The organism is Bifidobacterium sp. LH_512, from assembly GCF_056356435.1.
Window position 1 is genome coordinate 1049863 of sequence record NZ_JBKEUE010000001.1, and the last position, 14005, is coordinate 1063867.

At 58.6% G+C, this 14005-nt stretch carries 10 protein-coding genes; 4 read left to right on the top strand and 6 right to left on the bottom strand.

The window, feature by feature from the left end; genetic code table 11:
* Positions 1-72: 72 nt before the first annotated feature.
* The 3 genes from AC1AWD_RS04565 (at position 73) to AC1AWD_RS04575 (ending at position 2865) form a co-directional block, all read left to right on the top strand.
* On the top strand, positions 73-831 hold the full coding sequence (locus AC1AWD_RS04565) for an ABC transporter permease (protein ID WP_476564071.1): 759 nt from the start codon (positions 73-75) through the stop codon (positions 829-831).
* Between the two features lie 175 nt (positions 832-1006).
* Entirely contained in the window at positions 1007-2008 is a 1002-nt protein-coding gene (locus AC1AWD_RS04570) for an ABC transporter substrate-binding protein (protein WP_476564072.1), read from the top strand.
* 134 nt (positions 2009-2142) lie between these two features.
* Positions 2143-2865, top strand: a complete 723-nt coding sequence (locus AC1AWD_RS04575) for an ABC transporter ATP-binding protein (RefSeq protein ID WP_476564074.1) — start codon at positions 2143-2145, stop codon at positions 2863-2865.
* 166 nt (positions 2866-3031) lie between these two features.
* Here AC1AWD_RS04575 and mfd read toward each other — a convergent pair whose 3' ends face one another.
* From mfd to AC1AWD_RS04595, 4 genes are all read right to left on the bottom strand, one after another.
* Positions 3032-6655 carry a transcription-repair coupling factor gene (gene mfd / locus AC1AWD_RS04580; protein ID WP_476564076.1) on the bottom strand — a complete coding sequence of 1208 codons (3624 nt, stop codon included), beginning with the start codon at positions 6653-6655 and terminating at the stop codon, positions 3032-3034.
* Positions 6645-7244: an aminoacyl-tRNA hydrolase gene (gene pth, locus AC1AWD_RS04585; RefSeq protein ID WP_476564078.1), complete on the bottom strand. Its 600-nt coding sequence runs from the start codon at positions 7242-7244 to the stop codon at positions 6645-6647. Before pth ends, mfd begins: the two co-directional genes overlap by 11 nt.
* A 288-nt stretch (positions 7245-7532) precedes the next feature.
* Entirely contained in the window at positions 7533-8042 is a 510-nt protein-coding gene (locus AC1AWD_RS04590) for an N-acetyltransferase family protein (RefSeq protein WP_476564080.1), read from the bottom strand.
* A 191-nt stretch (positions 8043-8233) separates the two neighbouring features.
* Positions 8234-11485, bottom strand: a complete 3252-nt coding sequence (locus tag AC1AWD_RS04595; protein ID WP_476564082.1) for a UPF0182 family membrane protein — start codon at positions 11483-11485, stop codon at positions 8234-8236.
* Positions 11486-11760: 275 nt separating this feature from the next.
* On the opposite strand from AC1AWD_RS04595, the gene AC1AWD_RS04600 reads away from it, so the two are divergent.
* Positions 11761-13266 (top strand): aspartate ammonia-lyase, encoded by a 1506-nt coding sequence (locus AC1AWD_RS04600; RefSeq protein ID WP_476564084.1) that lies wholly within the window; start codon positions 11761-11763, stop codon positions 13264-13266.
* A 56-nt stretch (positions 13267-13322) separates the two neighbouring features.
* Here AC1AWD_RS04600 and AC1AWD_RS04605 read toward each other — a convergent pair whose 3' ends face one another.
* Together AC1AWD_RS04605 and AC1AWD_RS04610 are read right to left on the bottom strand one after the other, a co-directional pair.
* Positions 13323-13703 carry a DapH/DapD/GlmU-related protein gene (locus tag AC1AWD_RS04605; RefSeq protein ID WP_476564086.1) on the bottom strand — a complete coding sequence of 127 codons (381 nt, stop codon included), beginning with the start codon at positions 13701-13703 and terminating at the stop codon, positions 13323-13325.
* Entirely contained in the window at positions 13700-13891 is a 192-nt protein-coding gene (locus tag AC1AWD_RS04610; protein WP_476564088.1) for a maltose acetyltransferase domain-containing protein, read from the bottom strand. Before AC1AWD_RS04610 ends, AC1AWD_RS04605 begins: the two co-directional genes overlap by 4 nt.
* Positions 13892-14005: the final 114 nt, after the last annotated feature.

Sequence of the window (14005 nt, forward strand, 5' to 3'; positions counted from 1 at the left end):
AAGCGAATCGGCTGGGCTGAGATCACACTCGTCGAACCTGATATAGTTCGTACTATCGAAGGGAATGTCTTCGTGCATCGGTTGTTCAACCATGTAACCGCCTGGATTTCCACCATCGTGCTGCTGGCCTGGTGGCTGTTTGCCACAGCCGGCACGCCCGCCGATTCCAGGCCTCTTCCATCCGTTTCCGAAGTGTTGGCCGCGGGAATGGATCTCAATGCCGAGGGGCTTCTGTTCCCCTCCATCGCAATCAGTCTGACGCGAGTCATCCTCGGATTAGCTCTTGGCATCGCCATCGGCGTGCCGAGCGGCATCATCGCAGGTGCATCGCGACTAGGCTGCATCATTATCGACAAACCAGTGCATATGCTGCGTGCCATACCGTTCCCGGCATTGGCGCCTCTGCTGATTGTCTGGCTGGGCATCGGCGAAGGCATGAAAATCATGCTGATCGCCATCGGCTCGTTCTCTTTGATTTACGTCAACGTCCGCGACGGCGTGCGCAGCGTCGATACGAGGCTGCTGGAACTCGCTCAGTCCTATCATGTGGGGAAAAGAACGACGTTCTTCAAAATCCTGTTCCTCGGCACACTGCCGAATTTCATGACGGGACTGCGTTTCGCGCTCACCGTATCGTGGATCGCCTTGGTCACTTGCGAAACGGTGAATTCGTCAACCGGCATCGGCTATATCCTGTCACGTTCGCAGCAGTTCTATCGCACCGACCAAATGGTGTTGTGCGTTATGCTGTACGCCATACTCGGACTTGCAGGTGAAGCTCTGGTCGCGCTGATCGAACGCGCGGCGACGCCTTGGCGTCACGCCGCCTGAATCATCATCGTCCCGCATCGTCGAATCGTAAACGCGACATCGCAAATGTGATATCACATACCGATACTGCGCATCGTCATAGCGAACACCGCAATTATCAGGACGTCCAATCAAATGTTCATCGCATCGACCGCAGCGACGAACAACGAACAAACAATACAAGAGGGAAGTCACAATGTTCACTCATACCAATACCCGTGTGATCCGCGCCATCGCAGCAGCCTGTGCTGCGATTCTGCTGACGCCGCTCGCCGGCTGCGTCTCCAACGGCAACGCCGCCTCGCACGACGGCGCCGCAGCGCAAAGCGACGGCACCACCATGCGCGTCGCCTATCTGTCGACCGCAAACTTTCTGACCACGCTGAAAAACGAGGACTTCGTCGACGACACGCTCTCCCCCGACACCGTCGAATACACCGGCCCCTACAATCCGACCGACGCATTCGCCGCGGTCACCTCGGGCAATGCCGACGCGACATCCGACGGCACCGGCCATTTCATCGATCTGATCGCTGACGGCCAGCCGTGGGTCGCCTTCGCCATCGAATACTACGAGGGCGATTCACAGGGCATCGTCGCCGCCCCCGACAGTGGCATCAACAGCCTTGAGGACCTATATGGCAAAAAAGTGGCCATCACCACCAAAGGCGCCACCGGCGACTACATCGTTCACGCGGCCTTCGCCAACGCCGGACTTGACGTGTCCAAGGTGGAAGAGGTCGAAATGAGCGCCAGTAACCTGATGACCGCTTTTACCTCCGGCCAGGTCGATGCCGTCGCAAGCTTCGACCAGAACCTCGCCGCAGCCATGAGCGTGCCGGGAGCGAAGTTGCTGGTCAACGCCGAAGATTATGGCAACCTCAACGTGACGATTCATATGGTGTCCAAGAGCTTCGCCGAAGCGCATCCCGACACCGTCAAGCGCATGTATCAGGCACTGGTCAAGGAATCCGACGAAGCGCAAAAGAATCCGTCCATCATCACCGACGCCTACAAAGAATTCGGAGCGGCCGACGGCATCATCGAACAAGTCGCCAAATTCGACGTGCCGGAAATTCGCCCGATCGATGCCGACGGTCTGGCCATGCTGGAGGAGCAGGCGCAGCAGTATGTCGATTTCGGCTTCATCGACGCCGTGCCGGATCTGGCTTCCGCAGTGATCGATTGCAGTAAATGACGCTGCGACAAGCGCTTCTGCCGCATGGCAACACGGACACACTGTAATTGTTACGACACGGCAATGTGTGGTGCAGCAGCAGACTCGCAGACGGGCAACGTAACACGTAGCAACAGACATCAAAGGACGGCTATATGCAGCAATCCTCGCAAACAACAGACAAGGTCGCGCAGCTTGCCGACATCGCCATCGCCTTCAAAGGCGTCCCCGTCTTGCACGACGTGTCATTAAACATCTCGCGCGGCGAATTCGTGTCGCTAATCGGACGCTCCGGCTGTGGCAAATCGACGCTGCTGCGTGTTATCGCCGAATTGCTTGTTCCCGATTCGGGAACCGTGTGGACGACCGGCAAGCAAGCGCTCGGCTTCCAAGACGCACGCCTTGTACCATGGCTGAAAGTCTGGGATAACGTGACACTTGGTCTGCCCGGCAGCGCAAAGGAACGTCGTGAACTCGCCGACGCCGCGCTCGAACAAGTCTGCCTTGCAGATCACGCGGACGCGTGGCCGGGGTCTCTTTCCGGTGGTCAGGCGCAGCGCGTGTCACTGGCGCGAGCGCTGGTCAGGAAACCGTCGCTGTTGTTGCTGGACGAGCCGTTCGGCGCTTTGGATGCGTTGACGCGCTTGGATATGCAAGATCTGCTCGCCTCACTGCAAGCCGAATACGGTTGGGCGACGCTGATGGTGACGCATGATATTGCGGAGGCGGTGCGCCTGTCGGATCGCGTGCTTGTGCTTGACAACGGTGAGATCGGTCATGATATGACGATTGACCGCTCGTCGCTCGATGACGAAGGACGCCCGTTGGCGCATACACGGTTGGAAGACGAGTTGCGAGGATTCCTGCGCGGGGCATAACGCAATTACGAGCACAACGCTGATCGCGATATCGAAAATCCCGCGGTAATGACAATAATGGGCGACGCCATTGCACTATATGGCGTCACCCATTATTTTATTGTATTTCGCGTCATCGTTTCGATCGACCTGCGATGTTCAACGCTCGCCATCCAGCGTTTGCCGTTCAACGTTTACCAGGCGTCCAATCCAAATCGTCGAGCAGCTGATTCATCCAACGCATCACCTCATCGGATTCCATCGGACCTGATCCGAGCGAGCCGGCGAACGGGGCCGGAATCAGATAGGTCTGCGTCACCGGCCGATATTGGATGCCCTTATAGATGCGAGCCATACGCATTTGAACGGATTCACGCGGCGTGAATTTCGCGATGCGCACATTGCGCCCCTGCGCGATGACTTCGGAAATACCCAAGGCACGTGCGCGCTCGCGCAGTCGCGCAACCGCGAACAGCGTGTCGAATTCCTTCGGCAGCGGGCCGTAACGGTCGGTCAGTTCTTCGGCAAGATCGCTCAGATCCTGTTCTGTATGCGCCGCGGCGATCTTGCGATATGCTTCCAGACGCAGCTTGTCGGAATCGATGTAGTAGACCGGAATGGAGGCTTCGATCGGCAGGTCGATGGACACCGCCATCGGCTCGACGCGATCGGGCTCCTTGTATTCCTCCACCGCTTCGGACACCATGCGCACGTACAGGTCGAAGCCGACGCCTTCGATATGGCCGGATTGTTCGTCGCCGAGCAGATTGCCGGTGCCGCGCAACTCCAGATCCTTCATGGCGACGTCGAAGCCGGAGCCCAGCGACGTGTTCTGCGCAATCGTAGCCAGGCGGTCATGCGACTGCTGCGTCATCGGCTTCGACGGGTCATACAGGAAGTATGCGTAGGCACGTTCGCGGCCACGGCCGACCCTACCGCGCAGCTGATGCAACTGCGACAGGCCGAACCGGTCGGCGCGGTCGACGATAAGCGTATTCGCATTGGAGATATCCAATCCGGTTTCGATGATCGTCGTGCAGACGAGCACGTCGATGTCTCGACGCCAGAAATCCCTGATGATGCCGTCAAGCTGCTTCTCCCCCATTTTGCCATGGGCGACGCCCACATGGGATTCGGGAACAAGCGTATGAATCTTCTCGGCGACTCGGCCGATGTCTTCGACACGATTGTGCACATAGAACACCTGGCCGCCGCGCAGCAGTTCACGCCGGATTGCGGCGACGACCTGCGCGTCCTCGTAGGCACCCACGTAGGTGAGCACCGGCAAGCGGTCTTCCGGAGGCGTGGCCAACGTGGACATCTCCCTGATGCCGGTGACGGCCATTTCCAACGTGCGTGGGATAGGCGTGGCGGAAAGGCTCAGCACATCGACATTCGTACGCAGCGCCTTCAAGGTTTCCTTGTGTTCGACGCCGAACCGCTGCTCCTCGTCGATGATGACAAGACCGAGATCCTTGAATTTGACTTTCGGATTGAGCAGCTTATGCGTGCCGATCACCACGTCGACAGTGCCATCTTCAAGACCTTGGATGGTGGCGTTGATCTCCTTCGTGGTTTGGAATCGGCTCATCGCCGCCACATTCACGGGGAAACCTTCATAACGCTCGGTGAAGGTTTCGAAATGCTGCTGCACCAGCAGCGTGGTCGGTACCAGAACGGCCACCTGCTTGGAATCCTGCACGGCTTTGAAGGCGGCGCGCACGGCGATTTCGGTTTTGCCGAAGCCGACATCGCCGCAGATAAGACGGTCCATCGGCACAGGCTTTTCCATGTCGGACTTGACTTCGTCGATGGTGGTGAGCTGATCGGCGGTTTCCTGATACGGGAACGCGTCTTCCAATTCCTTCTGCCACGGCGTATCCGCGCTGAACGCGTAGCCTGCGGCGCGCTGGCGCGCCGAATACAGTTTGACCAGGTCTTCGGCGATTTCATGCACATGCTTGCGAGCCTTCGCCTTGGTGGCCGCCCAGTCGGAACCGCCCAACTTGTTAAGCTTCGGTGCGTCGGCGCCGATGTATTTGCTGACCTGATCAAGCTGGTCGGTGGGGATGAACAGCTTATCCGGCGGGGCGTTGCGCTTGCTTGGCGCGTATTCTATGACCAGATATTCGCGGGTCGTGCCGTTCGCGCCGGAGCCGACTTTGCGCTGGCGCATTTCGATGAAACGTCCGATACCGTGCTGCTCGTGCACGACATAATCGCCAGCCTTCAACTCCATCAGATCGATGGCCTTGCGGCGGCGTTTCGGCGTTTTCGCCTGGCCCGCCGCACTGGTGCGGCCAGTCAGGTCGCGTTCCGTCAGCAACGCGACCTTCGCCGCTTCATCAACGAAACCGTCGATGGCCCGCGATCTGATGCAATCGAAGCTGGCGATGCCGGTTTCGTTGATCGCACGCTTCAAACGCGACAGCGTACCTTGGGCGGCCGCGGTGATGGTGAGCGTATAGCCGGCGTCGATCAGATCTTCAATGCCACGCGTGGCCTTATCGCCGTCACCACGGTATTCGCCCGGCGTGCGCGCGGAAAGCGCATAGTGGCCTTCACGACTGATGTCGACACCGAAACCGGTGAGTTTCCACAGGTCATGCTTGGAGAACGCCAATGCCGCAATGGTTTCGTCAAAGCCAAGGAAACTGGCCTGGTCGAAGGTAATCGGCGCGCCCGCACCGTAGCCGGACGCGGCGACATGCCAGCTGGCGGCGAGGAACTCGTTCGCGGTTTTCGCCAAATCGTCGGCGGCACGACGCAACTTCTCCGGGTCGGAGAGCATCACCACCGCACGGTTCGGCAGCATGCCATACACCGGCTCCATATCGTCGATTAGTGCCGGCATCAGCGATTCCATGCCTTCAACGGGAATCGCGTTCGCAATCGACTCCAACATGTCTTCGGCATTGGGAATCGTACCGATCAACGACTTCGCACGCTTGCGCACGGCTTCGGTCAGCTGCAACTCGCGGCAAGGCGTCGCCCAGATACGCTGCAATCCGTCGCCGTATGTGCGCTGGTCGGCGGAATGGAATTCACGAATCGTGTCAATTTCGTCACCGAAGAATTCAATGCGCACCGGATGCGGAGCCGTCGGCGGAAACACGTCGATGATGCCGCCTCGAACCGCGAATTCACCGCGGTCCATCACCAAATCGACACGCGTATACGCGTTCTCCACCAATCGCGCGGAAGCCTCATCGAGCGCAAGCTCCTCACCCTGCACGAACACCAGCGGTTCAACGTCGCCAAGACCGCGCACAACCGGTTGGATCAGCGAACGAATCGGCATCACCAGAATGTGAATCGGTCCGAACAACGAATCGTCAGCCTGCGGATGGCTCAGCCGGCGGAACACCGCCATACGACTGGCGACAGTGTCTGCGCGCGGGCTCAAGCGCTCATGCGGCAGCGTTTCCCACGCCTCCAACTGAGCGATGTCGTTGGGATCGCCCGCATACCAAGAACGCAACGCCTCGACGGTTTCCTCCGCTTCGCGCCCCGAAGCGACCACCAGCACCACGGGACGGTCGGAGGCGACGGCGGCGGCCAGCGCGGGGCGAATGCCTTCGGGGGCGCCGATGGTCAAGCTGGGATCGATATCGGATTGAGGAATGTCGATATTGCCGAACACCAGATCCTGGAACGTCTGATCTCGATACAACGCATCCAACAGCGGCGACAGCGAGCCGGAGGAAGGAGCGGAAGCCGCGGATCGTGCTACGACAACGGAATCGGAAACCTGCCGAGAGGCCGCGCCGATGGCGGCATCCGTCGCGCCAGGACGCTTATCAGCGGCCATTGAATTTCTCCTGAGTCTTCGCCAAACCGTCGAAAATAATCATTTCCGCAGCGTCGGCGCCGTCCATCAGGAATTCGGGAAGCTGCTTACGCTGGTCCGCGCCGAAACCACCCAGCACCCAGTTGACGGTGTTGTCATGCGCGTTCGCGCCACGCTTGGCATGGCCAACTCCCATGCGGACTCGCGCGTATTTCGGTGTATTCAGCGAACGGTCGATGGACTTGATGCCGTTGTGGCCGCCTGCGGAACCGCCGGACTTGACCTTGATGCGACCGAAATCCAAATCCATATCGTCGTGAATCACAATGATATGATCAGGCTCAATCTGATAGTAGGCGCTGATCGAAGCGACGGCATTGCCGGATTCATTCATATAGGTCAGCGGCTTGGCAAGGAAGAATTTCACGTTGCGGCCCTGCAGATTCATTGCGCCTTTGCCCAGCAATGCCAGCCCCTTGTGATCGGAAAACGCGACCGACCAGCGTTCGGCCAGTACATCCGCGGCCATGAATCCCATATTGTGACGGGTGTCTTCATATTTCCTACCCGGATTGCCCAATCCTACGATCAGCCAAAAATCAGACGCCATCGTGCGTATCTCCTCATTATCATCTGCAAACGTCATCACATATTCGGCGCGGCATCATATGCGCATACCGCGCGGCGCATACCGAAAAACACCGTCAAGATTGTACTCGAAACGCCAGCCAAGCGGCGAGGCCGCCGCCCCGAACCGTCACATCAGTACCGGTATGACGGAATCCAGGCCCCACCGACCCTCAAAACGTCATCAGTACTGATGTGACGAAATATGAGAGCGGAGACGTGTGGAATGTCATATCAACTGACATGACATTCCGGAGACGCCGTATGGGAATCAGAGCGCTTTGCTCCAGTAGCCCATGTCGTGAATCCGTCCGTCACCGCTGGTGACTGCGCCTTCGAGCAGACCGAAACGGGTGAATCCAAAACGTCGCATCAGCGCGTTCGAACCGTCATTATCGGCATAGATAATCGCGGCGGCATGTGTGAAGCCTCGTTCGATGGCGGCTTCCAACAGCCATGCGACCATCGCTGTGCCTAAACCTTGTCCACGAAAAGCATCGGCGATGTAGTAGCTCAATTCGCAGACGCCGTCGTAGCCGGCGCGCTGGTGGAATTTCGACAGGGAGCCGAAGCCGGCGATTCCGCCGTTTTCGGTTTCAATCACCACAACCGGGTAATGCTCGCGCGGCTCATGCGAGTCCACCCATACGCGACGCTGTTCAAGGGTTACCGGTTCAAGGTCGGCGGATGAGCCGCCGCGAATCACCGCTTCGTTGTAAATGTCGGTGATGGCTTGCAGGTCGGCTGGCCCGGCGTTACGTATCGTGTGCTTGATGGTCATGAGGCACAAGCATAACGCAGGCGGTGTGACGACATATCAAACAACGTATTGCCTCCTGTTCATGCAATCGCTTGGTCGATTGCATGAACAGGAGGCAATACACAAACAGATAGGTTGACGGGGCGTTACGGTCCAAGCGGGAACGCATCCCGCACCGTCAGACCCATCAGGCATCATCAGGTGCTAGCAGGCTACTGTTGCGCAGCAAGCGCCTTGTCCAGCGCTTCCTCCAAACGCTGCTGGGCTTCACCATAGGCACTCCAATCGCCGTCCTTCATGGCGGAGTCGGAATCCTTCATCGCCTGTGCAGCATCTTCCAGCGCACTCTTCAGGTCACCCGTCGGAGTCTGCACGGACTGGCTGCCGTCTGACGCAGCGCCATCCGATGTGGAGTCACCGTCTGCGGAAGAATCCCCGCTTGAAGAATCCCCTGTCTTGGAGCCATCAGCGGAAGACGAGGAAGACTGGTCCGCGGTGTTCTCGGAGTCTCCGGCCTTCGCGCCGGAATCGCCGCCGAACACCTGGTCAAGCGCCTCATCCAATGTGTCTGCGAAGCCGACTTGGTCGCCGAAGGCGACAAGCACCTTCTTGAGTAGCGGGAAGCTGGTCGAGCCGGAGGATTTGACGTACACCGGCTGCACGTACACCAAGCCGCCGCCCAGCGGCAAGGTCAGCAGGTTGCCACGTTCGACGTTCGTGGAGCCGGATTCCAGCAAGTTCAGTTCCTTGGACACGTCAGCACTCGCATTGAAATTGTTCTGCGCCTGGCCCGGCCCCGGAACATTGGAATCCTTCGGCAGCTCCTGCAATCGAATCGTGCCGTAATTCTTGCCGATCACACCGGCCTTGTTTCCGGCATCGGAATCAACTGACAGGAAGCCGGTCAGAATCTCACGCGTGGAGGCGCCGGCAGGAATATAGGTGGAGGTCAGCGAGAAGATCGGCTCCTTCGTTCCTCCGGTCTGCAACGTCAGATAGTACGGCGGCTGCAGAATGTCCTGTTCCTGGGCCTGCTGCGATTCGGTCGGGTCAACCGGAGTCTGCCAGAAGTCCTCACCGGAGAAGAACTGATTGGCGGAATCCACATGGTACTTCGCCAGCAGTTGACGCTGCACCTTGAACAGGCTTTCCGGATAACGCATGTGACTCATCAGATCGCCGGAAATCTCATCCAACGAATGATACTGGCCCGGGAAAATCTGAGACCATGCCTTGATGATCGGATCGTTTTCATCCCACACATACAAATCGACCGAACCATCGTATGCGTCAACCGTCGCCTTGACGGAGTTGCGGATGTAGTTCGCTTCCTGACGTCCCAGACCCTGCACGGTATCGGAGGAAACCGTGGTCGAGTCCTCAGTCGCTTCGGCCAGATCGGTCATCTGCGAATACGGGTAGGCGTCGGAAGTGGTGTAACCGTCGATGATCCACTTGACGCGGCCATCGACCACAGCAGGATACACACGGCCGTCAAGTGTCAGATACGGCGCGACCTTGGCGACACGTTCCTTCGGGGAACGATCGTAGAGAATCTGCGATTCGGAAGTCACGCGGTCGGAGAAAAGGATCTGATCGGAACCGAAACGAATCGCATACAGCAGACGGGAGAAGATATTGCCCACAGATGGGCCGCCGTCACCATCGAAGGTGTTCGTCGCACCTTCAGAGCCGGTAGGATAATCGAATTCCCAAGATTGCGTGCCTTCTGGAGCGCCGACGATGGAATACTCGGTGGCGTTGGGAGAGAAGTAGATGCGCGGCTCATATGACTGCTCCTCGGTCAGTGCGCCCTGCGTCGGGATGCCGGATTCAAAGAATTCCGGCTGACCGTCGGCCGTCACCTTGTTGCCGTAGGCGGCGACTACGCCATAACCGTGCGTGTACACGGTATGGTCGTTCACCCAGTTGCGGTTGTCGAGGCCGTCAAGGTTGAGTTCGCGAGCCGCGATCACCGTGTCCTGGCTTTGCCCGTCGATCTCGTACTTGTCGACGGCCAAGGTGTCGGCGAACGTGTAGTACTGCTTCGACTGCTGCAGCTGCTTGAACGTCGGCGAGACGACCTGCGGGTCCAGCAGACGGATCTGCGCCGTGGATTCGGCATCCTGCGACAGGGCTCCGACCTCGCCTTTCGTGGTGGCCTCGTACCGTTCGATCTGCACGTTGTCCAGACCGTAGGCGGCGCGCGTCGCGTCGATGTTGCGCTGGATGTAGGTCGATTCCATTTCCTGCGCGTTCGGATCGACGCGGAAACGCTGTAGCAGCATTGGCCAGACGATGGTCAGCATCATGGAGATGACAATGGTCACCGCAATGGCAGCAAGCGGCGTACGCCACGCCTTCGAAGCGGTGGAGGCGCGCACTCCGATCGGCGCGGAACCTTCCAGCTGATGCGACGTCATAATCCACACGCCCAATACGATGCCGAGAACCACCGTCAGCGCGGCCATGATGAACGTCACCGGAATGGTGGAATTCACCGTCGTATACGTGGCGCCAGTAATGCGGTCACCGTCGACGGTCAGATAGTCGAATACGCCCAGCACTTGGTTGGCCGCGCCCACGAACATGTTGAGCATCAGCCAGATGGCGATCTGGCGGCGGGCACGCTTGGTGATGGCGAACAGGCCGCGACCGTTGACCGGCATGGTGACGCGGATGCCGCCTATAAGCACGTGCGTGACAATGGAGAAGATGATGCCGACGAGCAACAGTAACGCGACACCGGACATAACGAGCTTGAGGCCCGGCAGGATGAAGACGTAGAAGCCGTTATCGAGGCCGAATTGCGGGTCGGCCGTGCCGAAACGTTGCGCGTTGAACATAAGCAGGATTTCGGACCAGTTCGCGTTGAATTGGGAGCCAAAGACCAGACCGACAACCAAGGAGATCACGACAGCGATACGGCGCGCATGTTTTGAGGAAATGCCCTTGCCCACTTCAATGGTGTCGCCGTTGATGCGGATTTTGGAGCCGTCGGCGGAGTCGGGGCGCGCGCGGATTGCGAGGGTCGCCGAAACGAAGCTGACGAGCGCCATCAGGATTGCGTAGGCGACCCACAGGCCGATTTTTGTGCCCAATTGGGTCCATACGACGCTTTCGAAGCCGAGCTGGCCATACCACATGAGGTCGGTGATGAATCGGGACAGTCCGAAGAACAGGCCTACGATAACGACCAATGCCAGTACGACGCCGATGAGGATTTTGCTTCCCAACGAGCCATGCGGAGGTGTCGGATGTGACGCGATGCGCGGTCCGGCCGGCTTAATCGGCGGCATGTTGCCGCCTTGTGCAGTGGTGTTCTTAACGCGCTCGGCATGTTCGTCACCGTCGACTTGCACGTCGAGGATCACCGGCTCGTCGTCGGGCTTTCTGCTATTTGTGGAACGGCTGAAATCGTCGTCCGGGTCGAACATGGGTCCAAATACATCGAAGAATGACATAAATATAGCCTAACGTCAGGCACGGAACGGCTTCGCTGCCAGCGCAGCGGCACAGCCGATTCCGTGGCAAAAGTCACGCGTTACGCCATACGCATTATGACATTCACATACAAGCGGGATTGACGGTGGCGCCGCTTCGGCTCTCGGCGCAAATACGACTGAAGGTAGCGCACGGGCACGCAATTACGTCATGATGATTGCGAACGGTATGACAGATTCGAAAGAAGGGCGCCATGAACGGGAAGCATTACGCGATGACGACGAATATCATGACAATGACAGATACGACAGAGTCCAATGCGAAGGCCGCCACATCGCAGCCCACACGCATGGAACATGATTGCATTGGCACAATGGAGGTACCGGCGGACGCCTATTGGGGCATTCATACGCAACGCGCGATCGGTAATTTCGACGTATCGGGATTGTCGGATGCCACGCATCCGATGCTGATTCGCGCCTATGCGACGGTGAAAAGGGCTTGTGCCGCAGCGAACGAGGAATTGGGATTGTTGGATGCCGAGCGGTCCCGACTGATTCGCGCAGCCTGCTTGGACATCGAGGCGGGTCGACTGCTGGACCAGTTCCCGGTGGACGTGCTGCAGGGCGGTGCCGGCACCAGCTGCAATATGAACGTGAATGAGGTCATCGCCAATCGCGCGCTGGAAATCGCCGGCCGTCCGCGCGGCGATTACGCGTATATCCATCCGAACGATCATGTCAATCATTCGCAGTCGACGAACGATACGTATCCTGCGGCCTGCAAGCTGGCCATCATCGATGCGTTGCATCCTTTGGCCGATTCATGCCAGAAACTGATGCGAGCTTTCCATGATCTGGCCGACTGTCATGCCAACGACGTCAAACTTGGACGCACGCAGCTACAGGACGCCGTGCCGATGACGTTCGGCCAGGAGCTGCACGCGTTCGCGACGTTCCTGAAAACCGATCTGGCGACGATCGAATCCCTGGTCCCGCAGCTGGCCCAGGTCAATCTCGGTGCCACCGCATTGGGCACCGGCATCTGCGCGGATCTGCGATTCCGTAGATCCGCCACCGCACAGCTGGCGCGCATCACCGGTCTTCCCGTGACAGCGGCTCCCGATCCGATTGCGGCGGTCACCGATATGAGCGCGTATATCGCGGCCAGCGCAATGTTGAAAAATCTCGCCATTCATTTGAAGAAGGCCGCCGACGATTTGCGTCTGCTCAATTCCGGCCCGCGCGCAGGCTTCGGGGATTTGCGAGTGCCCGCACGTCAGGCCGGCTCGTCGATTATGCCGGCCAAGGTCAATCCGGTGATTCCCGAATGCGTCGATCAATGCTGCTTCATGGTGTTCGGCATGGATGTCACCGTCAATTGGGCGGCCGCCGAAGGCCAGCTGCAGCTGAACGCCTTCGACCCGGTGATCGTACATGAGATTCTGACCGGCATTACGCTGCTGACACGCGCGATGGATATGTTCCGTACACGCTGCGTCGAAGGCATCGTCATCAACGCTGAAGTGGGACGCCGTAATGCGGAACAGTCCATGTCGGTTTCCGCCGCGCTGAACGACGTCATCGGCTACGAGCGCGCCTCCGATATCGCCGCCGAGGCGGCGGCAAGCGGACGGACCGTGCGAGAAGCGGCGAAGGAACGCCTTGACATGCCGGCCGAAGAAATCGACCGCATTCTGGATGTGGTGGAGCTTTCACGCAGACTCGGCCAGACCTGCCGTGAAGCGGAAGCGCATATCAAGCCGCATGCAGGCCGCGACAATAGCCAGGACGCTGCATAAATCAGTGGATCGAGGCGAATATTCACTTGCATGGGGAATATTCGTCCCGATTCTTTTTACTCTTCGTCTGGATCCATTTCCGCCTTGTCATATGGGGGATTAATCATGCGATTTCGCCAGTAGTACACGTCATCATGCTCGCCGATTTCGCGATATACGCGACACGGCTGTCCAAAGGCGACCACATTGGCCGGAACATCCTTGGTGACGACCGACCCCGCGCCGATTACCGTGTTGTCGCCGATGGTCACGCCGGGCAGCACCACCACATTCGCTCCGATCCACACATTGCGTCCGATGGTGACGGGAATGGAATACTGCGTGACCTTCATGCGCAGGTCCGGGCGAATCGGATGCCCCGTGGTCACAAGCGTCACGTTCGGACCGATCATCGTATGATCGCCGATGGTCACCGTCACGTCATCGACCAGCGTCAAATTGAAATCGCGTACACGTTACGGCCGATAAACGTATTGCTGCCCCAATTGGCGTGCAGCGGCGGCTCGATATATGAGCCTTCGTCGAACGCGCCCAACAGTTTGCGCGCGGCCTCGACACGTTCCGCCGCCTGACTTGGACGCGTCTGATTAAAGTCATATAGCAATTCCGACTGCTCCGCCTGCACGGCTCAGCATTTCCGCATCATCGCAAGCGTAGCTGTCGCCGGAATTCATCATGTCCACGGCCCGCTGCGGCACCGGCATCGTCGCCCTCCTTCGAATCCGAATCATCATGCTTG